Here is a 26,360-nt window from a genome sequence, read left to right on the forward strand (position 1 = left end):
AAAATTTACTTTAAGAGAAACAATAGGTGAGAAATACAGATAAAACTTTAGTAAAATTGTTTGATAAAAAAGACTATAAATATGGTTTTAAAATAAACATCGCTAGTAACGTACAGTTACCAGGTTTAAATAAAAAAATAATACGTAATTTATCGAAACAGAAAAAAGAACCAAAATGGATGTTAAAATGGCGATTAGAAGCTTATTTAAAATGGTTAAAGATGAAACCACCCTTTTGGGCTATATTTAAAACACCAGAAATAAATTATAAAGAAATGTCTTTTTATAGCTCGCCCCAAAAAAAATATTTAGATAAAAAGTTATTACATGTTTACAAAAAATTAGGTGTGAATTTGTATGATAAAAAAAAACAAACAATAGCTATAGATGCGGTTTTAGATTCAGTGTCAATCGCAACTACATATAAAAAAAAATTATATAAATTAGGAATTATTTTTTGCTCTATTTCAGAAGCAATAATGAAATATTGTGATCTAATACAACTATACTTAGGGTCAGTTGTACCGAATGATGATAATTATTTTGCTTCATTAAATTCTGCAGTATTTACAGATGGATCTTTTGTGTTTTTACCAGAAGGAAAAAAAAGCCCTATAGAATTATCAACTTATTTTCGTTTGAACTCTGAAAAATTAGGACAATTTGAAAGAACTTTAATAATATGTGAGAAAAGAGCAGAAGTTTCTTATTTAGAAGGTTGCACAGCAACTATATACGATTCGAATCAATTGCATGCTGCTGTCGTTGAATTAATAGCTTTTGAAGAGAGTTATATAAAATATTCTACAGTACAAAATTGGTATCCAGGTAATAAATTTGGCAAAGGAGGCATTTATAATTTTGTAACCAAACGTGGTTTATGTAAAGGAATAAAATCAAAAATCAGTTGGATTCAATTAGAAACAGGCTCAGCAATAACATGGAAATATCCTTCGTGTATCCTGTTAGGTGATTTTTCGAAAGGTGAATTTTATTCAATGGCCATAACAAATAATAAACAAAAAGCTGATACGGGAACTAAAATGATTCATATAGGGAGCAATACAAAATCTACAATAATTGCTAAGGGTGTTGCTATTGGTAAGTCTAAACAAGCTTATAGAGGTTTAGTTAAAATTAGCAAACACGCCAGTAACTCAAGCAATTTTACTCAATGTGATTCATTAATAATAGGCAAAACAAGTACTATTTACACAATACCTTATCAAGCTATAAAGAACGATACGGCAATAGTAGAACATGAAGCTACTGCATATAAAATAAATAAAGAAAAAATGTTTTATTTAATGCAACGTGGTATAAATAAAGAAAATACTATAAATATGATAGTAAATGGCTTTTGTAAAGATATTTTTCAAAAATTGCCAATGGAGTTTGCAGTTGAAGCGTCTGCTTTGTTAGAAATTACATTAGAAGGGTCGTTAGGTTAAACTTTTTTATGCTTTAGTGTTTACTTGTTTTATTTTATGCGTTATCTGTTATCTTTTTTGTTGCTTTTTTACTCTTTTTGTTATGTTGTTTAGCTTATATCTGTTTAATGTCATTTAAAACATTTGTGTTATGTTTGTTTAATGTTGTGTAAGTGGTTTAGCTGATAAATGTTGTTTATAATAAAGAAATTATGCGTTTAGTATTGAATTTATTTTTGGTAAATTGTTTTGCTTGAATGCTAATGTATAAAAAAAAAGATGTTGTAGTAAATTTATAGTTAATTAGTTAGTAAGGATTAAAATGTTAAGCAGTTAGGTTTGTTATTGGTTTTGTGTTTGCTTAATGTTAAAGCAGTTAGGTTTGTTTTTGCTGTTTATGTTAAAGAAGGTATGAAAGTTGTATCGTTTAGAAAATAGATAAACTAAAAGCTTGGTGTTAAATTACTTATTTTATGTTAAAGGTTAAGTTTTGGATAAAACTGTTGTGTGTGATAGGTAAACTAAAAGCTTTTATGAAAATATATTATGCTTAAAGAATAGGTTGTTGCTTGTTTGTTTAAGGGTAGGTGTAGAAACAGTAAAGGTGTTGTATTTTGTATAAAAATAGAAAAGAGTAAAAGTATAAAGGGGTAAAGGTTAGTGGAGTGGTTAAATGTTAAGTAGTTAGATTGTAGGTCTTTAGGTTTGTTTATTTTTGCTTAAGGTTTGTTTGTTTTGTGAGTGGTGTTAGTGGTTAAATTAAAGGCTAAATAGTTGGTGGTTTTTTTTTTGCTTGAGATATAGGTTTGTTGGTGTATGGTATGGTTTGTAGTAAAATATAAAGGTTTTGTGATTTGTTTATGGCTTTGTATTAAATGTTTTTGCTTAATCTTATATTTTTTTAAATTCTGTATTTATGGTTGTTGTTTTTTATAACTTAAAAAGTTAAACTCAGTTCTCTTTTTATACCAATGTGTATATAATGTTTTAAGGCTTAATGCTATAGGTTTTAGGTCGTTATGTAGTTGTGGTTTTATTTTTTGTTGACTTTTTTCTTTTTCTTTATGTTTAGTTTTTTTTATGCTTATTTAAATTCCATTTTTTTCGTTGTATTATTTTACATATAAGTGTATTTGTATCTACGTATTGTATTATAAACTATAAAGGTTGTTGTATAAATATATAGTAAAAAAAAAGAAAGAAATGAAAGTAGGTAGATGTTGTATAGCTAAAAAAAAAGATGGTGTTAATAGTTTGTGTTCGTAAAAGGTTTGTGTTAAGAGGTGTTAGAAGTAGGGTTTGTGTTAATAAAATGTGAGTTTGTATTTAGCTGTATGTGTAAAGTGTGTAAGCTGTAAAAATTGTGGATTACGTATTGTAATTTGTAAGCAGCTGTATGCATGGTGTAGTGTGTTTATGGTATATAGTCGGTTCTGTGGATATGGGTTGTAAATTAAAATATTGTTGTTTTTTTTTATAGAAAACAAAAGAGCTAATAAGAAATTGATTGTTTTGTATTAACAAAAGAGCTAATAAGAAATTGATTGTTTTATATATATTGGTGTAGTGTGTGTAAAAAATATTATGTAGAAGTGGTAAGTTAGTTTTGAAAGTTTTGTTATGTATTGTGGTTGGTGTGTTATGTTCAACATATTGTAAATAGGTGAGTTATTATATCAGTTGTATTCATATGAAAAAAGTATGGTGTAAAAGTATTAAGTTTATTGACTAATTTATATATTGTATAATTAAAACTAAAAAGTTTATGGTTAAATTAAAAGCTAGTAGCTCTAAGTTCTTAGTTTAAGGTTTATATTATAAATGCTGTAGGGTAATAGGTTTAAAGTAAACGTTTTAAAAATGATGTTGTTAGTAAATTATGTTTGTAAAATAAATATGCTGTATGGTTAGAAAGAAAAGTAATGTAAGTAAATATTAATGGTTATATTAAAATGTTAAAAATAGAGAATTTAAAGGTTAATATAAAAAAAAATAATATATTACAAAGTATTAACATAAAGATAAAAACAGGTGAATTACATGTAATAATGGGGCCAAATGGGTCAGGGAAATCAAGTTTAGTATCAACATTGGTTGGAAAAGAAAATTATACAATAAAGAACGGGAAATTGTTTTTTAATGGTATTAATATTTCAGAGCTAAACATAGAAGAAAGATCTAAAGTTGGAATGTTGTTGAGCTTTCAAAATCCCATTTCTATAGCAGGCGTTAAAAATATATATTTTTTACATACAGCTTTAAATGAAAAATTAACGTATTTACAAAACGAAACAATAACTGTTTTACAAGTAATAAAAAAAATAAAACAAAAAATGAAATATTTAAAAATAGAAAAAAAACTTTTAAATAGAGATGTAAATGAAGCATTTTCAGGTGGGGAGAGAAAAAAAAATGAACTTTTACAAATGTTATTGTTAAAACCAAAAGTCGCTTTACTTGATGAAATAGATTCAGGATTAGATATAGATTCAATGAAAGTTGTATCAAATGGAATAAATTTGATTAAATCTAAGAAATGTTCGATTGTTTTAATTACTCATTATAAACGTATATTAAATTATATAGAGCCTAATTTTATACATATTTTAGTTGATGGAAAGATTATAAAATCGGGTGATAAAACTTTAGTAAATGAAATAGACCTCTTTGGTTATAAAAATTATGTGTGATTTATTAAATATTGATGCTTATATGATTGTATTTATAGATGGTAAACTGTCAAAAAAATACTCAAATGTAATTAACTCATGTGAAGTAAATATAATTTATTTAAAAAATAATCTTATGAATAAAGAAACTGATAAAATAAAAAAAAAATATTACACTTATAGTGGTTTAATACTTAATTTAAAATCAAATATAAAAATAAAAAAACCAATTTATATGTTACATATTTCAAAACAAAAAATATATAAACAAATTAATTTAAAAATATTAGTTTTGGTTGAGAAAAAGCTAAAAATACAAATTTTAGAGCATTATATAAATAAAAGTAGCAACAAACATATAAATAATATAAAAATGGAAATGAATATTAGTGACGAGGCAAAGATTACATGGTTTCATTTAGTTGCTTTAAATACAATAGATTATTGTTTATCAAATATTGTTGTAAATCTAAGTAAATATAGTAATTGTGAGTTTTATAATATAAAGATATATAGCTATTTTTTGTATTATAACTTAGAAATTAATTTAAAAGATGAATATAGTAAATGTGATGTGGTAGGGTTGTTTTCTCCGAAAGATAAAAATTTTATAAGAAATAACATAATTATTAATCATATAACGAGTTTTACAAAATCTAATGTAAATTATAAAGGTTTAATAAGTTCGACAGGACTTTTACATTGTTATATCAACATAAAAAAAAATATAAAAAATATATATGGCATTCAAAAATCTTCAAATATATTATTGTCTAATAAGGCTACGATTAAAACAAATCCGAAATTAAAAATAAAATCAAAAGATGTGGTCTGTACACATAAAACTATTGTTGGTAAAATAAATGAAGATTATATTTTTTATTTGAGAACAAGAGGATTAACAAAACCGTTAGCTAAATCATTAATATTATTAAGTTTCATTAATGACTTTTTAACTAAAATTGAAATAAAAGCGTTTAAACGATATTTAGGTTGTACAAAAATAATAAAGTTAAAAGATGCTTATAGACAATAAAAATGTTAATAAATTATATAAAACTAAAAAACAAAATTCTTAAAATAAGAGAAGAGTTTCCTATATTAAAAAATTGTATACACAAACTATATGAGTTAATTTTTTTTGATAATGCAGCGACAAGTCAAATGCCAAACAATGTAATTAACATAATGAATGAATATAATAACTATTATAATGCTAATATACATAGAGGAATAACTTATTTATCAAAGGAAGTTACAATAGCATATGAACGCACAAGAAAAATGGTTTGTAAAAGTATAAATGCAAAATATAAAGAAGAAATTATATTTACAAAAGGAACTACAGAATCTATTAATATAATATCAAATAGTTATGGTAATTTATTAGACAAAGGAAGTGAAATTGTAATTTCTATGATGGAACATCATTCAAATATCCTACCTTGGAAAATTTTATCAATAAATAAAGGATTTAAATTAAAAATAATCCCAGTAACAGAAACTGGGTTAATAGATATAAAAAGATTTCACAACTTATTGACACATCAAACGAAATTAGTAGTTATAACACATGTTTCTAATGTATTAGGTACAACAAACAAACTTAACATATTATCAAAAATAGTTCATAAAAAACAAGCTTTAATATTAATAGATGGAGCGCAAGCTATTTCCCATAAAAAGATTGATGTACAAAAAATAAAGATAGATTTTTATGTTTTTTCTGCCCATAAAACTTATGGTCCAACTGGAGTTGGTATACTATATGTACGGTTAGACATCTTAAACAAGATGGATCCTTGGCAATATGGTGGAGACATGGTAAAGTATTTTAGTTTTTTTAAAGAACAAATTATATATTCAGAATTACCTTACAAATTTGAAGCCGGTACACAAACAATATGTAATATTATAGCTTATTATTCGTCTTTAAAGTGGTTAACAAAAAATTTAAAGTTGATTAAAACTTGGGAAAAACTTTTAGTATATTTTATCATTAAAGATTTTCAACAAATAAAAACAATTCATATTATAGGAAGAAGTAAAAAAGTTTCAGTGGTATCTTTTCTTATTGAAGGTATTAATTCACATGATATAGGGTTAGTATTGGATAAATATGGAATTGCTATTAGAACGGGCCATCATTGTGGCCAACCCATATTAACTAATTATGGAATAAATACAGTTTGTAGAGTCTCATTTGCCTTATATAATAATTTAGAAGAAATAAACACGTTTATAAGAACATTAAAAACACTAATAAAAATATTTTAACTTAGGTTCTATTATAAGTGCTAGAAATAATAGCGCCACCGAAACAAATATTATTGTGATATAAAACAATTGTTTGTCCTTCAGTTATGCCTTTTTGTTTATATAAAAAAGAAACTTTTATGTAATTTATAAAGTTATAAACGATACACTGTTGATCTATTTGTCTATATCGTATTTTAGCATATAAAGTAATTTTATTAATTGTTTTATCAAACGGATTTTTAAGCCAAATTACATTATTTGCAATTAAAGAATTAGTATATAAAATTTTATTTTTGGTCTTAGCGACAGATAGAATATTTTTATGTATTTTTTTTTTTATAACATACCAAACAGTTTTATTAAAAGTTTTGGTGATATTAAATCCATTAGTTTGTCCATTTGTATAAAAGAAAAGGCCTTTATGTTGTCCGATAATAAGGTTATTTTTTGTTACGATGTTACCAAAGTTAAACGGAAAAAACTTGTTTAAAAAAGATGTAAAGTTGTGATTTCCTACAAAACAAATACCAAAAGATTCTTGTTTAAAATTTAATTTATAAAAAAGAAAGTTTGCAAGTTTACGTATTTCAAATTTATTATAAAATCCTATAGGAAAAAGAAGTTTGTGAATATAATATTTATTTATATTATAAAGGTAATAACTTTGATCTTTATTTAAATCAAGACTTTTAAAAAACAACTTATTTGTTAATCTAATATAATGGCCAGTTGACATATAATCAGCGTTTAATACATTAAACGCATATTTTGTTAATAAATTAAACTTTATTTCTTTATTACATAAAGAATCTGGATTTGGGGTTTTACCATAAATAAATTCTTGAAGAAAAGTTTTAAAAACATTACTCCAATATTCAGATGTAAAATTTACAATATGTAAAACTATTTTTAATCTATTACATATATATTTAACATCAGAAACTTCGTTTTGTAGTTTACACTGACTGTTTAACTCCCAATTTTTCATAAATAACCCTTCAACCTTATATCCTTTTTGTAACAGTAAAAACGCACATAAAGAAGAATCTATTCCTCCAGACATACATACAATAATTTTTTTCATAATAACTTACCGCGAACGATATATTATACGACCTTTTGTAAGATCATAATGTGTTATTTCAACTTTTACTTTATCTCCTGTTAAAATTTTTATATAATTTTTTCTAATTTTACCAGATATATGTGCTGTTATAACATGCCCATTGTCTAATTTAACTCTAAACATGGTGTTTGGTAATGTGTCTATAATTCTTCCTTCCATTTCTATTGTGTCTTTTTTTTTCATATCTTCTTACTTCCTTACATATTTTTTATTGACATTTTTTACCTTTGATTTAATAATATTATCTTATTCTGTCCCTTTCGTCTAGTGGTTAAGACACTGCTCTTTCACGGCAGTAACATGAGTTCAATTCTCATAGGGGACAAAAGAAAGAAGAAAGGCGGAAATAGCTCAGTTGGTAAGAGTGTCACCTTGCCAAGGTGAAGGTCGCGAGTTCGAGTCTCGTTTTCCGCTAAGAAGGAAGTATGAAAAAATTAGCATTAAATATAAAAAAATTAACAAAAATTTATAAAAAAAAGAATTATGCGTTAAAAAATATAAATTTAGAGGTTAGAAAAGGAGATTTTTTTGCAATATTGGGACAAAATGGAGCAGGAAAATCAACAACAATAGGAATAATAAGCTCTTTAATAAAAAAGACTTGTGGAAAAATAAAAATTTTTGACACAGATATAGATAAAGAAAATTCAAAAGCTAAATGTAATTTAGGTTATGTATCGCAAGAATACAATTTAAATCAATTTGAAAAGGTTGAAAATATTCTTTTTACACAAGCAGGATTGTATGGCATCTCAAAGAAGTTTTCTAAAGTACGTATTTATAAATTGTTACAAGATTTAAGTTTATTTAAACAACGAGAAATAATAGTTAAAAAGTTATCAGGTGGAATGAAAAGAAGATTAATGATTGCGCGTTCTTTAGTACATAATCCAAACTTGTTGATTTTAGATGAACCAACAGCAGGGTTAGATATTGAATTAAGAAAAAATATATGGGATTATATGTACAATATAAATAAAAAAGAAAAGAAAACTATTATTTTAACAACACACTATTTAGAAGAAGCTGAAAGATTGTGTAGAAATGTTGCAATTATAAAGAAAGGTAGAATTATAAAAAATACAAGTATGCAATCGTTATTAAGTAAAATAGATAGAAATACATTTTTATTAGAAACAAAACATCCTTTAAAAAAAATTCCTTACATTACAGGAGTAAAATTACAAAAAAAAGATTCTTATAACTTTATAATTTCATTAAAAAAAGGAACAAAATTAAATGAGATTTTTAATATATTTGATAAAGCTAACATAGAGATTGTGGCTATGCGGAATACTTCTAATAGATTAGAAGAAAGGTTTTTAAATATAATTGAAAAAGCTAACATAGAGTATAAGATTTGAAACAAAAAAGAACTATTATAGCACTTAGTACATTAATTAAACGAGAAGTTGGTAGATTTTTACGAATTTGGCCACAAACTCTATTACCATCGTCAATTACTACTACCATGTATTTTTTTATTTTTGGTAAATTAATAGGTTGTAAATTAGGTAATATGGATGGTTTAAGTTATATAACTTATATATTTCCAGGTTTAATAATGATGGCGGTAATAACAAATAGTTATTCAAATGTAGCGTCTTCTTTGTTTGGTAATAAATTTCAACGTTCTATAGAAGAGTTACTCATATCTCCTATGCCTAGTTTTTTGCTAGTAGACGGTTTTATTTTAGGGGGGTTGTTTAGAGGTTTATTAGTAGGTTTAATTGTTACTTTTGTAGCTTTACTTTTTACAAAAATAAATATTGTACATCCTTTTTTAACAATAGTAATAGTGATTTTAACATCTATATTATTTTCATTAGCAGGTTTTATTAATGCATTAGTAGCGAAAAAATTTGATGATATCTCAATTATCCCGAGTTTTGTTTTAACGCCTTTAACTTATCTTGGGGGTGTTTTTTATAATATAAATTTACTACCAGAGTTTTGGAAAAATTTGTCATTAATCAATCCAATAGTTTATATTGTGAATACTTTTAGATATGGGATTTTAGGTGGCTCAGATCTTGTTATAGGAAAATCATTAATTGCAATAATTATATTTATATTATTTTTTTATATAGTTTCATTACGTTTATTAAAAAAAGGTATATAGTTAGTCTGAATATTGGAGAGGTGTCCGAGTGGACTAAGGAGCACATTTGGAAAGTGTGTAAGTTTTAGACTTCAAGGGTTCGAATCCCTTTCTCTCCGTTAAATCAAAGAACATAAAGATCATTAGGAGAATAAAATAAATATGCAAATAGGTATTATTGGTTTAGGTAAAATGGGAGGTAATATTTCTAAAAAATTTTTAAAAAATAAATATACTTGTTATGTTTTTGATAAAAATAGAAAGAATATAAAACACATAGAAAAAAGGGGAGCACTAGGCGTAAACTCTTTAAAATGCTTGGTTTTAAGTTTATCGAACCCTAGAACAATTTTGTTAATGTTGCCAGCAGGGAAAATAACGGAAAAAATCATTTTAAAAATCACAAAATATATGGAAAAAGGAGATACGATTTTAGATGGGAGTAATGGGTATTTTAAAAAAGATATCAAAAGATCTGAACAATTATTTATAAGAGGAATTAATTATCTAGATGTAGGTGTTTCAGGGGGAATATGGGGTTTAAAACGAGGTTATTGTATGATGATCGGAGGAAATAAAAAGATTTTTGAAAAAAAAACGACTATATTTTTTAGTTTATCTTCAGACAATTCAAAATGTTATATGTATTGTGGTAAAGTTGGTTCAGGGCATTTTGTTAAAATGATACATAACGGTATAGAGTATGGAATGATGCAATCTTATGCCGAAGGTTTTGATATAATTCATAATATAAACAACAAACATGTACTTTATAAACATCGTTATAACTTAAATATATATGATATTTCTGAAATATGGCGTAGAGGAAGTGTAATTGAGTCTTGGTTGTTAGATTTGATTTCTATTTCTTTAGCGCACGATGTCACTCTCAATGATTTTAGTGGTAAAGTGAATGATTCAGGTGAAGTGCGATGGCTTGTACAAACAGCTTTAGAAGAATCAATGCCCTTAGACGTTTTAACTACCTCTTTATATGTTCGTTTTAAATCGAGGTATAATAATAGATATGGTGATAAATTGCTATCAGCTATGCGCAAACAGTTTGGTGGCCATATAGAACTTTTATATCCTTCTTCCTAATTACTTCTTTTTTTTTTACTTGTTGTTTTCTTTTTTCTTTATAGTCTTTTTTATACCAACATCAAACATCAAACATCAAACATCACCTATCACCTATCTAACATCTATAACTTCTTACTAACAACCAAATATCAACTTCTTACTACCAACATCTAACAACAAAATGGCTAACTAACTAACTAAAACATATAAACACCAACTACTAAACTATAACCATATAAATACAATAATATAACATATAAACACAACAAACTAAATAACGAAACACAAAAATATAACAGAAGACAAGATACTAAACTTCAAAATTATAACTAGAAACAACAAACAACAAACAACAAACATCAAACATCTACCTACAAACTACTTAAATACACACATATAACTACAAACTAATAACTTATAAACATATTATATAAAAAATAAATAATAATAACATATATATGTATAAAATATAAAAAACTATATATAAATACAAACTTTTAAAAGCAACAAATAACATCTAAATAAAAACAAACTAACAACTCTAACCTCTAACATTCTTTATTCATACATATAACATCTAATAACTAACATAACTTTAATATTACATATTAGTAATTAATATAACCGAAACCAATAAAACAACACCAGCAAATATATAAATTCTAAATAACATAGAACAATATAACGAAATAACAATATACCATATATAAACAACATATATGGAAAGATAAAGGCAGATAAAAAAAAAGAAAGCAAACATATGATATCTAATAACATCATCTAAATAACATTAAACATATAACTTAGAAGAAAAGAAACATCTAACAGCAAAAATTACACTAAACATATAACATAAATAAAAAAGCTATAAAAAGGGAAAGATAATTAAGAACAACACATCTAAACACTAAATATTAAATATAACAGGTAATAAAAAACAAAAAATTATAAATGCTAACAGCTATAAACATAAAAACTTAAGAATTAAGAAAAATAAAACTGCAAAAAACAAAGAATCAGATGAGCAATACTGCAAAACTACACTATATAAGTAAATAACACAGAACAAAGCATGCCACATAAACAGGCGAACATAGTTTAAGGGTAAAACATTAGCCTTCCAAGTTAATGATACGGGTTCGATTCCCGTTGTTCGCTAATAATCGCTCATGTAGCTCAGTTGGTAGAGCACACCTTTAGTAAAGGTGAGGTCAACGGTTCAATTCTGTTCATGAGCTCAAGCAGTTATAGTTGTAAGGTCAGTAGCTCAATTGGTAGAGTAGCGGTCTCCAAAATCGAAGGGTGGGGGTTCAATTCCCTCCTGGCCTGAAGAAAAAATAGGAAAAACGATGAAAAAAAACAAGCAAAGCAAAAAAAAAGATTATTTAAAGTTGTTGTTTTCTATTCTGAATATATTAATTGCAATGTATTTATTAAAAAAAAATAAATATATATTTTTATGTTTGTATAGTTTGAGTTTATATTTAATGTTAGTTACTGTAAAAGGAAAAGAATTAAGAATTATAGGAAAGATTGCAAAAAAAGAAATACAAAGTGTAGTGTGGCCAAAAAAAAAAGAAATAATAAAGACAACAAGCGTAGTTTTATTAATTATATTTATAATAAGTATTATAATATGGACATTAGATACTTTAATTAGTGGATTAATAACAATTATGATAAATCAAAGCTAGTTAAAGGGAAAACAAGTGAAAAAAAGATGGTATGTTGTTAATATATATTCAGGTTATGAAAAACAAGTTATAAGTGATTTAAAAACTAGAATTAAAAGATATAAATTAGAAACAGCATTTGGAAAAATGATAGTACCTTCAGAAACTTTGTTTGAAAAGATAATAGTACCTTCAGAAACTTTGTTTGAAAAGATATCAGGTAAAATACGTAAAAGTGACCGGCAATATTATCCAGGATATATATTAGTAGAAATGGAATTAAATGATAAAACATGGAATTTAGTAAATGAAACAAAAAGAGTAGTTAGATTTATAGGATCAAATGTAAAAAAACCTGCCGTTATAAAAAAAAATGAATTTAAACAAATACTAAGTAATGTAAAAAAACATATAGATCAAAAACTTTTAAAATTAGGAGAAAGAATAAGAGTGCTAGAAGGTCCTTTTGCTGAGTTTACAGGTATTGTAGAAGAAATAAATTATGAAAAAAAGAAAGTTAAAATTAGTGTTTTAATTTTTGGCAGATCAACTCCAGTAGAAATAGACTTTTATAAAGTAATTAAGGATATCTAAAATGATTGATAAAAAAAAAATAATAAATGTAGTTAAAATACAAGTAGAAGCAGGTAAAGCAAATCCTAGTCCACCAATAGGACCTATCTTAGGACAACAAGGAATAAATATAATGGAGTTTTGTAAGAAATTTAATTTAGAAACTCAACATATAGAAACTGGTATGCCAATTCCCGTAATAATAACGATATATTCAGATAGAAGTTTTACTTTTCGGATAAAAAATCCCCCTGTGTCAAGTTTATTAAAAAAAATCATTGGTATAGAAAAAGGATCAAGTGAAAATAATAAAAAAAAAATAGGAAAAATAACAAATAAACAAATAAAAGAAATAGCAAAAACTAAAATGCATGATATGAATGTAATAAAAATAAAATCAGCCATAAATTGTATAAAAGGTACAGCAAAAAGTATGGGTTTAGATATAATAGATGATTAAATAAAACGAGGCAGGTAAAAATGGGACCGTTTTCCAAAAGAAAAAAAATAATACAAAATAATATTAACAAACATCAAAACTATAAAATAAAGGAAGCGATAGAACAGTTAAAAAAATATAGTTTAGTAAATTTTGTTGAAACAGTAGAAGTTGTTATAAAATTAGGAAAAAAAAAAGTTTTAAATAAAGTAATAAAAAATACATTAAATATACCTTATGGTTTAGAGACTAATAAAAAAAATATTGTGTTTGTAAAAACAAAGGAACTTAAAGAAAACGAAATAAAAAGTTTATTAAAGTTAGGTGTAGATACATTAAGTCTAGATGAAATCAACAACGCCAAAAACAAATATAAAATTCATTATATTTTATGTGAATCAAAAAGTGCAGATATATTAAGACAAGCACATTTAAAAGCAAAAGTATACATGATAAATAACGAAAATCTTACTAAAAATATTTTAAACAAAGTTAACGAAATAAAAAAAGGAAAAATCACTTATTGTGTAAATAAACATGGTAGAATAAACACAGTTATAGGAAAAATAACTTTTTCGATAAAAGAAATTAAAAGAAATTTAAAGGCTTTAATAAAAGATGCTTTAATAAAAAAATCAGTATGCAATACAAGTAATATATCAGATATATATATATCGACAACAATGGGTCCAGCATTAAGGCTTGATAAATGTGAAGTTAGATTTTTGTGATACTGGCATACAATCACTCATAAAAGGAGTAAGAGTTTGAAAAAAAAAATAAAAAACAAAGCATTAATAATAAAAACAATAAATAAAAATATAATTGAATCAACATCAATTATGGTAGTAAACTATAAGTATATTAATTCAATAAATATGAATGTATTATATACAACAGCAAAAAAAAAAGATGTTAAGTTGTATGTTGTTAGAAATAGATTACTTATCAAAGCAATAAAAGGAACAAAATATGAAGGTTTAAAGGATTATGTGCAAGGACAGATAATGCTATGTTTTTCTAAAAAAAATATAAATGATAGTTTGGTGTTATGGAAAAAATTAAAATTAAAAGAAGAAAAAATAAAAACATTATTTTATGAAGGTAATTTAATAAAAACAGATAAAAGAATAATTTTAGGAAAAATAAACATATCTGATACAAAGAAAATATTGTTAAAAACAATGATAATGTTAAAGATAAATACAATAGGCAGATTAATATATATATTAATGCTTTTAATAGAAAAAAGGGAATTAGAAAAATGAATAAAGAAGAGATTATAGAAATTTTATCTAAAATGAATGTATTAGAATTGATAGAGTTAGTGTCTGAAATGGAAAAAAGATTTAAGATTAACAAAGATAATATATTTAATAATAACACTAATAATAATAATATTAAGAAAAAAGAGAAAAAGTTAGAATTTGATTTGATTTTAAAATCAATCGGTGAAAAAAAAATTGGCGTAATAAAAATTGTCCGTGAGATAACAGGATTAGGGTTAAAAGACGCTAAATTAAAAGTAGAAAGTGCACCTGTAACTATAAAAGAAGCTTTAACTAAAGAGGATGCTGAAAAAAATAAAATAAAATTAGAAAGTGTTGGGGCAAAAGTAGAAATTAAGTAAGCAAATAAAAATAAACACAATATAGTTATTAACTATAAATTTTGTAAATGTATAAGAAGTATAGGAGTGTATTATAGATGGGTTCTTCATACACGAAAAAAACCAATATTCGTAAAATTTTTGGTAAAATACCTCAGATAATGGAGGTACCTTATTTATTATCTATTCAAATAGAATCATATAAAAATTTTTTAAAAAAAAAAACAAATATAGGAATAAACGCAGCATTAAATTCAATATTTCCTATAAAAAGTTTATCAGGAAAAGCATTATTAGAATACGTGGATTATAACTTAATGAAGCCAGTTTTTGATGTGAAAGAATGTAAAATAAGAGGTATGACATATTATTCTAATTTGCGTGTTAAAATGAGGTTAGTTATTTTTGATGAAATAGAAAAACAAAGAATTATAAAATATGTAAAAGAGCAAGAAGTATATATGGGTGATATACCTTTAATAACAAAAACTGGTACATTTGTAATTAATGGAACAGAACGGGTAGTAGTATCACAATTACATAGAAGTCCTGGTTTGTTTTTTGATAATGATCATAATAAAAATTATTCAATAGGCAAATTAATTGCTACTGCAAGAATAATACCTTATCGTGGTTCTTGGTTTGATTTTGAGTTTGATCAACGTGATAATATTTTTGTACGAATAGATAGAAGAAAAAGAATCCCTGTAACAGTTCTATTACGCGCTTTAGGTTTAAATAATGAAAAAATATTAAATTTGTTTTTTGAAATAAATAGCTTTAAAATTGCAGAGAAAAATATTATTTATTGGGAAAATTTTAAGCCATATAAAATAAGAGGGGACGTATCAAGTTTAAATATAGTAGATCCTAAATGTAAGAAAATTATAGTCGAAGAAGGTTGTAGAGTTAATAAAAATTTGGTTTTAAAATTAAACGAATTAAAAATAAAAAAAATAAAAGTACCAATAGAATATTTAATAGGAAAAATATTAGTTAATAAACAAGTTAATAAAATAACTAAAGAAGACATATATAACAGTAATACAAAACTAAATTTAAAAAAAATAAACAAATTATTAAAAAATAAAGTAAAAAAAATAAATACAATATATACAAAGGATTTGGATACAGGTTCGTTAATTTATGAAACTATAAAGGGTGATACAACAACAACTCAAATGGAGGCAATATTGGAGATATATAGTATTATGCGGCCAGGAGAACCACCAAATAAAGATTCAGCAGAATTAATATTTAAAAGTTTTTTTTTGTCGCTTGAGAAATATAATCTGTCAGCAGTTGGTAGAATGAAAGTTAATAGTAGACTAAATAAAAAAAATAAGAAAGGTAGTGGAATAGTAAATGCTGAAGATATAATAGATGTGACAAAAGAATTAATACAAATTAGAAATGGTTTTGGCGAAATAGATGATATAGATCATTTAGGAAATAGACGTATTCGTAGTGTTGGAGAATTGGCAGCAAATAATTTTAAATCAGGATTATTGCGAGTTGAACAATCTATAAGAGAAAGGTTGTTGTTAACAGAATCTGATGAAAAACTAAGGCCTAAAGATCTAATAAATGTTAAACAAATCACAGCTGCAATGAAAGAGTTCTTTATTTCAAGTCAATTATCCCAGTTTATGGATCAAACAAATCCTTTAGCTGAAATTACTCATAAAAGAAGGATCTCAGCGTTAGGACCAGGGGGGTTAACACGAGATAGAGCAGGATTTGAAGTGCGGGATGTACATTCAACTCATTATGGAAGGTTATGCCCTATAGAAACTCCAGAGGGACCAAATATAGGGTTAATAAATTCTTTGGCGACATATAGTAAAATAAATAAATATGGATTTTTAGAAACACCTTATAGAAGAGTAGAAAACAGGAAAGTTTCGAAGGAAGTTATAAAATTATCAGCAATAGAAGAAGCAGAATATGTGATAGCGCAAGCTTCGGTAAGAGTAAATAAAAACGAAGAATTAAAAGATGAATTAGTGCAAGTAAGAAGTAAAGGGGAAACTACTTTTATGCAAACAGATAAAGTAAATTTAATGGATGTTTCACCTTGTCAAATAGTTTCAATAGCGGCTGCTTTAATTCCATTTTTAGAACATGATGATGCTAATAGAGCATTAATGGGCTCAAATATGCAAAGACAAGCAGTTCCAACATTAATAGCAGAAAAGCCATTAATAGGTACTGGGATGGAAAGAATAGTAGCAAAGGATTCAGGCGTTTGTATCAAGGCGAAACGTAGTGGTATTGTAGAAGTTGTAGATTCAAAAACAATTGTTATTCGTGTGAATGAAAATGCTTTAGATGGAAATGAATATTGTGTAGATTTATATAATTTAAATAAATATATGCGTTCAAATCAAAATACATGTCAAAATCAAAGAACAATAGTAAACGAAGGTGACATTATAGAAGTAGGAGATATTTTAGCAGATGGTACAGCCGTAGATACCGGAGAGTTGGCTTTAGGACAAAATATGAGAATAGCATTTATGCCTTGGAATGGTTATAATTATGAAGATTCGATTATTATTTCAGAAAGAGTAGTTAGAGAGGATAGATTTACTACAATTCACATTCAAGAAGTAACATGTATATCACGCGATACTAAGTTAGGTCATGAAGAAATAACATCAGATATACCAAATGTAAGTGAAGCATCGTTAAGTAAATTAGATGAATCTGGCATTGTATATATTGGAGCGCAAATAAAAGCAGGAGATATTTTAGTAGGTAAAGTTACTCCAAAAGGGGAAAAAAAATTAACACCAGAAGAAAAATTGTTACGTGCTATATTTGGAGACAAAGCATCAGAGGTTAAAGATACATCTTTACGGGCAACTACAGGTACTATAGGAACAGTTATAAATGTACAAATATTTACAAGAGATGGCATAAAAAAAGATTTAAGAGCAAGGGAAATAGAAAAAAGGAAGATAGAAGAAATAAGTAAGGATTTAAAAAAAGCATATCGTATAACAAAAGAAATAACAATAAAAAGATTAAAAACAGTAATAACAGGTAAAGAAGCATTAAAAGGGCACAAAATACAGAAAGGTGAGATTGTAAATGATGAGTATTTTCAAAAAATAAAAAATACAAAACAATGGTATAAATTAAGAATGAAAGATGATCAGTTAAATAAAAAAATAAAAAAAACAAAAGAGCAAATAGAAAAACTACATGAAGAAAAGGAAAGGTATTTTATAGAAAAAAAAAGAAAATTAATTCAAGGTGATGATTTAGCTCCAGGGATTTTAAAAGTTGTCAAAGTTTTTTTAGCGATAAAAAGAAAAATACAACCAGGAGACAAAATGGCAGGACGACATGGAAATAAAGGAGTAATATCTGCTATTAAACCTATAGAAGATATGCCTTTTGATAAAAAAGGTGAACCAGTAGATATAGTACTTAATCCATTAGGAGTTCCGTCACGTATGAACGTTGGACAAATTTTAGAAACACACCTTGGAATGGCGGCTCATATGTTAGGTATAAAAATAAATATTTTGTTAAAAGAAAAAACAAAGGTAAAAGAAATAAGAATATTGATAAAAAAAATTTTTAATAGAATAGGATTTTGTAAACAAGAAAACTTAGAACGTTTACAAGATGAGGACATAATTAGATTAGCGAATAAATTTTCAAAAGGAGTTCATTTAGCAACACCAGTTTTTGATGGAGCAACAGAAAAAGAAATAAAAGCATTGCTTAAATTATCAGGAGTTCATAAATCTGGACAAGTACCTTTATATGATGGCTGTACTGGAGAAAGGTTTGATAGAAAAGTAACAGTAGGTTATATGTACATGTTTAAATTAAATCACTTGGTTGATGATAAAATGCATGCAAGGTCAACAGGCTCATATTCGTTAGTTACTCAACAACCATTAGGTGGAAAAGCTCAATTTGGAGGACAACGTTTTGGTGAAATGGAAGTATGGGCATTAGAAGCTTATGGTGCTGCATATACTTTACAAGAAATGTTAACAGTAAAATCAGATGATATTGGAGGGCGCACAAAAATGTATAAAAGTATTGTTGATGGAGATTATACAATGCAGGCTAGTATGCCGGAATCATTTAATGTGTTAGTAAAAGAAATAAGATCATTAGGTATAGATGTAGAAAAAGAATAAAAAAAAATAAATAAGTATTTGTTTGGGGGTGGTAAAACCGTATGAAGGAGTTGGTAAAGAAAATAAAATCAAAAACATATTATGAAGAGTTTGATGCAATAAAAATTTCATTAGCATCTCCAGAAAGGATACGATCATGGTCATATGGTGAGGTGAAAAAACCAGAAACAATTAATTATCGTACATTAAAACCTGAGAGAGATGGATTGTTTTGCGCAAAAATATTTGGTCCTATTAAAGATTATGAATGTATTTGTGGTAAATATAAACGAATGAAACATAGAGGAATAATATGTGAAAAATGTGGCGTTGAGGTTACTAAAACATGTGTACGCAGAGAAAGAATGAGTCATATTGAATTAGCATCTCCTGTTGCCCATATATGGTTTTTAAAATCATTACCAAGTAGGATTGGCATTTTATTAGATATGACGTTAAGAGATATAGAAAGAATTTTATATTTTGAAGTCTTTGTAGTAATAGAACCAGGTATGACAAATTTAAAGAAAGGTCAATTATTAAATGAAGAAAAATATTTTGAAGCATTAGAAGAATATGGTGATGAATTTAATGCAAGAATGGGTGCAGAAGCTATAAAGTTTTTGTTAGAAGACATAGAGTTAGTAGAACAACTAGAGAAAATCAGAAGCGAAATTAAACAAGTACATTCAGAAAATAAAATAAAAAAATTGACTAAACGGTTAAAATTAATAGAAGCATTAAAAATATCAGGAAATAAACCAAGTTGGATGATTTTAGAGGTTTTACCTATATTACCTCCAGATTTAAGACCTTTAGTACCATTGGATGGAGGTAGGTTTGCAACGTCAGATTTAAATGATTTATATAGGCGTGTTATCAATAGAAATAATAGATTAAAAAGATTAATTGAATTAAAAGCTCCAGAAATCATTGTTCGCAATGAAAAAAGAATGTTACAAGAAGCAGTAGATGCATTGTTAGATAACGGAAGAAGAGGAAGAGCAATTATAGGTTCAAACAAAAGACCGTTAAAATCATTAGCAGATATGATAAAAGGAAAACAGGGAAGATTTCGTCAAAACTTATTAGGTAAACGTGTAGATTATTCAGGAAGGTCGGTAATTACAGTTTGTCCAAAATTAAGATTAAATCAATGTGGTTTACCTAAAAAAATGGCTATAGAATTATTTAAACCGTTTATATATTCAAAATTACAACGAAATGGATACGCAGCAACTATAAAAGCAGCAAAACTTTTGGTTGAAAAAGAAGTGCCAGAGGTCTGGGACATATTAGCTGATGTAATTTGTGAACATCCAGTTTTGTTGAATAGAGCCCCCACTTTACATAGATTGGGTATTCAAGCGTTTGAACCAATCTTGATAGAAGGTAAAGCAATACAATTACATCCATTGGTCTGTGCAGCTTATAATGCAGATTTTGACGGGGATCAAATGGCAGTGCATATACCTTTAACATTGGAATCACAATTAGAAGCTAGAGAATTAATGATGTCAACAAATAATTTATTATCTCCAGCAAATGGAGAACCTATAATTGTGCCTTCACAGGATGTAGTTTTAGGTCTATATTATATGACAAGGGAGACTTGTAATGGAATAGGTGAAGGGCTGATCTTTTCTAACATAAACGAAGTAGAAATAGCTTATAGCAATAAAAAAGTGGACTTACATTCTCGTATAAAGGTCCGTTTGACAGATTGGATAAAAGATGATAAACAAAAAGTAAGTACACAGACATCAATACGACATACGACTGTAGGTCGTGCTCTTTTATATGGTATGTTGCCAAATGGAATGAGTTTTGAATTAATAAATAGACCAATGAAAAAAAAAGTAATATCTAATTTGATTAATTTAGTTTATAGAAATATTGGATTAAAAAAAGCTGTGAACTTAGCAGATAAACTTATGTATACAGGTTTTAAACTAGCTACTTTGTCAGGTGCATCAATTGGCGTTAATGATTTTGTTATACCGACTGAAAAAGAACACATAATAAACAAAGCTGAAAAAGAAGTAAAAGAAATAGGTAAACAATATATTTATGGGCTTGTAACTTTAGGAGAAAAATATAATAAAGTTATAGAAATTTGGTCCAAAGCTAATGATAAAGTTGCAAAAGCTATGATGAATGGTATATCTAAATCAGTTGTGATAGATAAATCTGGAAAAAAAGTTGAACAATATTCTTTTAATAGTGTTTTTATTATGGCTGATTCAGGATCCAGAGGAAGTGCAGCTCAAATTAGACAATTAGCAGGAATGCGTGGCTTGATGACAAAACCAGATGGGTCTATTATTGAAACGCCTATAACAGCAAACTTTCGTGAAGGATTAAATGTTCTACAATATTTTATATCAACTCATGGTGCCAGAAAAGGCTTAGCAGATACAGCATTAAAAACAGCTAATTCAGGATATTTAACTAGAAGATTAGTAGACGTAGCACAAGATGTCGTGATCACAGAAATAGACTGTAATACACAAGAGGGTTTATTAATGTATTCAATTATAGAAGGAGGGGATATTATTATCTCAATCACTGAAAAAATTTTAGGTAGAATTTTAGCAAAAAATATTTTAGATTTAAAGGGGAGAATTTTAATTAAAGCAGGCACACTGTTAGATGAACTATGGTGTAAAAAAATTTATAGATTAGGAATAGACGAGGTTGTTGTACGTAGTATTATTAGATGTGCAACACAATATGGTGTTTGCGTTATGTGTTATGGTAGGGATTTATCAAGAGGGAAGTTAGTAAATATTGGTGAATCAGTAGGGGTAATAGCTGCGCAATCAATAGGCGAGCCAGGTACTCAATTAACTATGCGTACATTTCATATAGGTGGAGCAGCATCACGAACGTTAATAAAAGATAATGTTCAAGTAAAATATGGTGGTATAATAAGATTTCATAATATGAAAGCAGTAGAACGAATTGATAAAAAGTTAATAGTTGTGTCTCGTTATTGTGCTATATATATAATAGACAAAAAGGGTAGAGAAAAAGAATACTATAGACTACCATATGGTGCAGAACTAAATATTAGAGAAGGATGTTTTGTTGACGCAGGTACAACAGTAGCAAATTGGGACCCTCATACACATCCAATTATTTCAGAAATATCAGGTTATATAAAGTTTATCGATATTGAGGAAGGTTTGACGATGCATAGTACTGTGGATGAAATGACCGGTATCTCTTCGATAGAAATATTAGATTTAGGTATTAGACCCCTACTAGGAAGAAATAAAAGACCAAGAATTATGTTACAAGATGAAACCGGAAAAGATATATCATTGCCTGGTTATAACACGCCTGTACAATATATTTTACCTGGTAATGCTTTGATTACAGTAGAAAATGGTAGAAAAATAGGCGTAGGGGAAACAATTTCAAGAATACCCGTAGAAGCATTAGGAAACAAAGACATAACTGGAGGGTTACCCCGTGTTGCAGAATTGGTAGAGGCAAGAAAGCCTAAAGAATATGCAATATTGGCAGAAATAACAGGTCAAATTTTATTTGGTAAGGAAACAAAAGGTAAACGGCGAATAATAATAAATTCAGAAGAAACAGGTAAAAAAAAAGAAATATTAATTAATAAAGGCCGTCAAATATGCGTTTTTGAAGGGGATAAAGTAGAGAAAGGAGAAGTAATTTCTGATGGCCCAAGTAATCCACATGATATATTACGGTTGTTGGGTGTAGAGGAGTTATCAAAGTATATTATAAATGAGATACAAGAAGTTTATAGATTACAGGGTGTTGGAATAAACGATAAACATATTGAAGTTATAATAAGGCAAATGTTACGTAAGGTAATAATAAAAGATTCAGGAGATAGTGAATTTATAAAAGGTGATCAAGTTGAAGTAGGATCAGTATTAGAAACAAATAGAAAGTTATATAAATTGAAAAAAAAAATAATTAGTTTTGAAAGAATATTATTAGGTATTACTAAGTCATCGTTATCAACACCATCATTTATTTCAGCAGCATCATTTCAAGAAACAACACGTGTTTTAACAGAAGCAGCAGTTAAAGGCAGCTATGATAAGTTAAGAGGTTTAAAAGAAAATGTCGTTGTGGGGAGATTAATTCCTGCAGGTACTGGTTTAGCATACCACAATGACCGTCGGAGAAAAATTTAGCTATTGTTTAACTGCCGACTGTTTACATAAATTAAATCATATTTTTATAAGACTATAATGATAACAATAAATCAATTGATTAGAAACAAACGTAGAATAATTAAAACAAAAACCGATGTACCAGCATTACAATCTGGTCCACAAAAAAGAGGAGTTTGCACAAGAGTTTATACAACTACACCAAAAAAACCAAATTCAGCTTTAAGAAAAGTATGTAGGGTTAGATTAACTAATGGTTTTGAAGTAACATCTTATATAGGAGGGGAAGGCCATAATATACAAGAGCATTCTGTCGTTTTAATACGAGGAGGCAGGGTAAAAGATTTGCCTGGTGTAAGATATCATACAATAAGAGGAGCATTAGATACATTTGGGGTAAAGAATAGAAAAACTTCACGATCAAAATATGGAACAAAACGAGGTTAAAATAATGTCAAGACGAAATATAGCCAGGAAAAGAGAAAAAAAAACAGATAATAGATTTAAAAGTGTAAGATTAGCTAAGTTTATAAATCATATAATGTTGAATGGAAAAAAAGAATTGGCAGAGAGAATAGTGTATGGTGCATTAAACAAAATAAATAAAGTTTTTAAAAAAAATATAGCACTAAGTTTGTTTGAAAAAGCATTAGAGAGTATAAAGCCTATGGTAGAAGTTAAAACACGACGTATAGGTGGAGCGAATTATAATATTCCAGTAGAAATTAGATCTGAAAGGAGAGATACATTAGCAATGAAATGGTTAGTTAAAGCATCAAGAGATAGACACTCAAAAAAAATGAAAATCAGATTGTATGAAGAAATATTGGATGCAATAGAAGGTAAAGGTTTGGCTATTAAAAAAAAAGAAGAGATTCATAGGATGGCAGAAGCTAATAAAGCATTTGCACATTATAGGTTTTAAAGAAAAAGTTATTAAGGAATAGTCTTGTGGCTAGAAAAACCTCAATAAATAGATATAGAAATATAGGCATAATTGCACATGTTGATGCTGGAAAAACAACAACTACAGAACGTATTTTATTCTATACAGGGAGATCTCATAAGTTAGGAGAGGTACATGATGGGACTGCAGCTACAGATTGGATGGAACAAGAGCAAGAAAGAGGTATAACTATAACATCAGCAGCAGTAACAACTTTTTGGAACGGCATGAAAGGACAATACAAAGAACATAGAATAAATTTAATAGATACTCCAGGTCATGTTGATTTTACTATAGAAGTTGAACGGTCGTTAAGAGTTTTGGATGGAGCAATAGTTGTTTTATGTGGATCATCAGGCGTGCAAGCTCAAACGGAAACGGTATGGAGACAAGCAAATAAATATAAGGTACCACGTATTGTTTTTGTAAACAAAATGGATCGACCAGGAGCAGAATTTTTAAGCGTGGTAAAACAACTGGAAGAAAGATTAAATTGTAAAGCAGTTCCAGTTCAACTAAATTGGGGGGTAGAAGAAACGTTTAAAGGCATAATAGATTTAATTGAAATGAAAGCAATTTATTGGTGTGAAAATACAAATGGAAGTGAATATAAAATAGTAAACATACCAAAAGAATTAAAAGTTCTATCAAAACAATACAATGAATTAATAAAGGACATAGCAGCAGAATCAGAAGAAAGTATATTAGAAAAATATTTTGAAGAAGGAAGTTTATCTAAAGATTTAATAAAAAAGGGTTTACGTATTAGAAGTTTAAAGAATGAAATTGTTTTAGTAACATGTGGATCGGCTTTTAAAAACAAAGGTATTCAACCATTGTTAGATGCAGTAATAGACTATTTACCATCCCCTTTAGATATAGATCTTTTAAAAGGAAAAAAAAGTATATTTATAAACAAAAAAGCAGACATCAAAAAATATATGGCTGATGATAATGCAAGTTTTGCAGCTTTAGCGTTTAAAATAGCTACAGATTCGTATGTAGGCAATTTAACATTTGTAAGAGTTTATTCAGGAAAAATAAAATCAGGAGATAAAGTATACAATTCAATAAAAAACAAAACTGAACGGATTGGAAGAATCGTTCAACTACATGCTAATGCTAGGGAAGATATTAAAGAAATATTAGCAGGCGATATTGCAGCATGTGTAGGTTTAAAAGTTACAACAACGGGTGATACACTTTGTTCTGTTAAAAATAATATTATTTTAGAGAGAATAGAGTTTCCAGAACCTGTATTGGCAGTTGCTATTGAACCCAAACATAAAGATGATCAAGAAAAAATGATTTCCGCTCTTAATAAATTAGAAAAAGAAGATCCTTCTTTTAAAGTAAATTATGATAAGGAAATTGGTCAAACTATAATTTATGGAATGGGTGAGCTGCACATTGAGATTATTGTAGATCGGATGCGTAGAGAATTTAAAGTAGAAGCTAACATAGGTAAACCTCAAGTAGCATATCGCGAAACAATTAACAATATAGTCAAACAAGAAGGTAAATTTATTAGACAATCAGGAGGTAGAGGTCAATATGGCCATGTTTGGTTACGTATTGAACCTTTTAAAAAAGTTGATAAATCTAACGACAAAGAAATCAACAATAAGTTTTGTTCAGAAATAGTAGGAGGTACAATACCTAAAGAATTTATCCCTGCAATTGAAAAAGGTGCATACGATCAGTTAAAAAACGGTGTATTAGCTGGATATCCATTGATAAATGTTAAAGTTACTGTATTTGATGGTTCTTATCACGAAGTTGATTCGAATGAAAATGCATTTAAAGTAGCTTCATCAATAGCGGTAAAGGACGGAGCAATAAAGGCTGATGTAGTTTTACTAGAACCAATAATGAAAGTAGAAATTACAACACCAGAACTATTTATGGGAGATGTGGTAGGCGATTTAAATCGTAGAAGAGGGATTATACAAAGTATGGAAGATAATTTCAATGGAAAAGTTATAACAGCTATGGTACCATTAAAAGAAATGTTTGGTTATGCAACAGTTTTAAGATCTAACACTCAAGGAAGAGCAAGTTATACAATGAAGTTTGAACAATATGAGAAAGCACCAGATATAGTAAGTAGAGAAGTTATAAAAAAGAATAAAGAATATTAAATGAAA

20 protein-coding genes and 6 tRNA genes are annotated in these 26,360 nt (G+C 27.2%); 24 read left to right on the forward strand and 2 right to left on the reverse strand.

The window, feature by feature from the left end; all coding sequences use genetic code 11:
* Window positions 1-26 precede the first annotated feature (26 nt).
* From sufB to C530_RS00250, 4 genes are all read left to right on the forward strand, one after another.
* Entirely contained in the window at window positions 27-1,451 is a 1,425-nt protein-coding gene (sufB, locus tag C530_RS00235) for a Fe-S cluster assembly protein SufB (protein ID WP_014894968.1), read from the forward strand.
* Between the two features lie 1,931 nt (window positions 1,452-3,382).
* The gene (sufC, locus tag C530_RS00240; RefSeq protein ID WP_014894969.1) at window positions 3,383-4,120 is read left to right on the forward strand and encodes a Fe-S cluster assembly ATPase SufC; all 738 of its coding nucleotides are present in this window, start codon (window positions 3,383-3,385) and stop codon (window positions 4,118-4,120) included.
* Window positions 4,098-5,135 carry a SufD family Fe-S cluster assembly protein gene (locus C530_RS00245; protein ID WP_236858727.1) on the forward strand — a complete coding sequence of 346 codons (1,038 nt, stop codon included), beginning with the start codon at window positions 4,098-4,100 and terminating at the stop codon, window positions 5,133-5,135. The genes sufC and C530_RS00245 overlap by 23 nt, the downstream gene beginning before the upstream one ends.
* Window positions 5,136-5,137: 2 nt before the next feature.
* On the forward strand, window positions 5,138-6,376 hold the full coding sequence (locus C530_RS00250; protein ID WP_014894971.1) for an aminotransferase class V-fold PLP-dependent enzyme: 1,239 nt from the start codon (window positions 5,138-5,140) through the stop codon (window positions 6,374-6,376).
* 1 nt (window position 6,377) lies between these two features.
* On the opposite strand, the gene mnmA is transcribed toward C530_RS00250, so the two are convergent.
* Together mnmA and infA are read right to left on the reverse strand one after the other, a co-directional pair.
* Window positions 6,378-7,442, reverse strand: a complete 1,065-nt coding sequence (mnmA, locus tag C530_RS00255; RefSeq protein ID WP_014894972.1) for a tRNA 2-thiouridine(34) synthase MnmA — start codon at window positions 7,440-7,442, stop codon at window positions 6,378-6,380.
* Between the two features lie 6 nt (window positions 7,443-7,448).
* Entirely contained in the window at window positions 7,449-7,667 is a 219-nt protein-coding gene (gene infA, locus C530_RS00260; protein ID WP_014894973.1) for a translation initiation factor IF-1, read from the reverse strand.
* Window positions 7,668-7,737: 70 nt separating this feature from the next.
* On the opposite strand from infA, the gene C530_RS00265 reads away from it, so the two are divergent.
* The 20 genes from C530_RS00265 to fusA all read left to right on the forward strand — a co-directional run bounded on the left by C530_RS00265 (window position 7,738) and on the right by fusA (window position 26,354).
* A tRNA-Glu gene (locus C530_RS00265) sits at window positions 7,738-7,809 on the forward strand.
* 15 nt (window positions 7,810-7,824) lie between these two features.
* Window positions 7,825-7,898, forward strand: a tRNA-Gly gene (locus tag C530_RS00270).
* An 11-nt stretch (window positions 7,899-7,909) separates the two neighbouring features.
* Complete coding sequence (locus C530_RS00275) at window positions 7,910-8,848, forward strand: ABC transporter ATP-binding protein (RefSeq protein ID WP_014894974.1); 939 nt, start codon at window positions 7,910-7,912, stop codon at window positions 8,846-8,848.
* Window positions 8,845-9,606, forward strand: a complete 762-nt coding sequence (locus tag C530_RS00280) for an ABC transporter permease (RefSeq protein ID WP_014894975.1) — start codon at window positions 8,845-8,847, stop codon at window positions 9,604-9,606. The genes C530_RS00275 and C530_RS00280 overlap by 4 nt, the downstream gene beginning before the upstream one ends.
* A gap of 14 nt (window positions 9,607-9,620) precedes the next feature.
* Window positions 9,621-9,704 (forward strand) — tRNA-Ser (locus tag C530_RS00285).
* Between the two features lie 43 nt (window positions 9,705-9,747).
* A complete protein-coding gene (gnd, locus tag C530_RS00290) occupies window positions 9,748-10,686 on the forward strand; it encodes a phosphogluconate dehydrogenase (NAD(+)-dependent, decarboxylating) (protein WP_014894976.1) in 939 nt (312 codons plus the stop codon).
* Window positions 10,687-11,755: 1,069 nt separating this feature from the next.
* Window positions 11,756-11,826 (forward strand) — tRNA-Gly (locus tag C530_RS00295).
* A gap of 7 nt (window positions 11,827-11,833) precedes the next feature.
* Window positions 11,834-11,906 (forward strand) — tRNA-Thr (locus tag C530_RS00300).
* 18 nt (window positions 11,907-11,924) lie between these two features.
* A tRNA-Trp gene (locus tag C530_RS00305) sits at window positions 11,925-11,997 on the forward strand.
* Window positions 11,998-12,017: 20 nt separating this feature from the next.
* Window positions 12,018-12,362 (forward strand): preprotein translocase subunit SecE, encoded by a 345-nt coding sequence (gene secE / locus C530_RS00310; protein WP_014894977.1) that lies wholly within the window; start codon window positions 12,018-12,020, stop codon window positions 12,360-12,362.
* Between the two features lie 15 nt (window positions 12,363-12,377).
* On the forward strand, window positions 12,378-12,935 hold the full coding sequence (gene nusG / locus C530_RS00315) for a transcription termination/antitermination protein NusG (RefSeq protein ID WP_014894978.1): 558 nt from the start codon (window positions 12,378-12,380) through the stop codon (window positions 12,933-12,935).
* A gap of 1 nt (window position 12,936) precedes the next feature.
* Window positions 12,937-13,374, forward strand: coding sequence for a 50S ribosomal protein L11 (gene rplK / locus C530_RS00320; protein WP_014894979.1), 438 nt, complete (start codon window positions 12,937-12,939; stop codon window positions 13,372-13,374).
* Between the two features lie 20 nt (window positions 13,375-13,394).
* Window positions 13,395-14,084: a hypothetical protein gene (locus C530_RS00325; RefSeq protein ID WP_014894980.1), complete on the forward strand. Its 690-nt coding sequence runs from the start codon at window positions 13,395-13,397 to the stop codon at window positions 14,082-14,084.
* Window positions 14,085-14,120: 36 nt separating this feature from the next.
* On the forward strand, window positions 14,121-14,621 hold the full coding sequence (rplJ, locus tag C530_RS00330; RefSeq protein WP_014894981.1) for a 50S ribosomal protein L10: 501 nt from the start codon (window positions 14,121-14,123) through the stop codon (window positions 14,619-14,621).
* Complete coding sequence (gene rplL, locus C530_RS00335; protein ID WP_014894982.1) at window positions 14,618-14,983, forward strand: 50S ribosomal protein L7/L12; 366 nt, start codon at window positions 14,618-14,620, stop codon at window positions 14,981-14,983. The genes rplJ and rplL overlap by 4 nt, the downstream gene beginning before the upstream one ends.
* A gap of 77 nt (window positions 14,984-15,060) precedes the next feature.
* The gene (rpoB, locus tag C530_RS00340; RefSeq protein ID WP_014894983.1) at window positions 15,061-19,128 is read left to right on the forward strand and encodes a DNA-directed RNA polymerase subunit beta; all 4,068 of its coding nucleotides are present in this window, start codon (window positions 15,061-15,063) and stop codon (window positions 19,126-19,128) included.
* A gap of 41 nt (window positions 19,129-19,169) precedes the next feature.
* Complete coding sequence (rpoC, locus tag C530_RS00345) at window positions 19,170-23,288, forward strand: DNA-directed RNA polymerase subunit beta' (RefSeq protein WP_014894984.1); 4,119 nt, start codon at window positions 19,170-19,172, stop codon at window positions 23,286-23,288.
* Between the two features lie 57 nt (window positions 23,289-23,345).
* A complete protein-coding gene (rpsL, locus tag C530_RS00350; protein ID WP_014894985.1) occupies window positions 23,346-23,714 on the forward strand; it encodes a 30S ribosomal protein S12 in 369 nt (122 codons plus the stop codon).
* A 4-nt stretch (window positions 23,715-23,718) separates the two neighbouring features.
* On the forward strand, window positions 23,719-24,192 hold the full coding sequence (rpsG, locus tag C530_RS00355) for a 30S ribosomal protein S7 (protein WP_014894986.1): 474 nt from the start codon (window positions 23,719-23,721) through the stop codon (window positions 24,190-24,192).
* A gap of 26 nt (window positions 24,193-24,218) precedes the next feature.
* On the forward strand, window positions 24,219-26,354 hold the full coding sequence (gene fusA / locus C530_RS00360) for an elongation factor G (RefSeq protein ID WP_014894987.1): 2,136 nt from the start codon (window positions 24,219-24,221) through the stop codon (window positions 26,352-26,354).
* Window positions 26,355-26,360 lie beyond the last annotated feature (6 nt).

This window comes from Candidatus Portiera aleyrodidarum BT-B-HRs, assembly GCF_000300075.1.
GTDB lineage: Bacteria > Pseudomonadota > Gammaproteobacteria > Johnevansiales > Johnevansiaceae > Portiera > Portiera aleyrodidarum.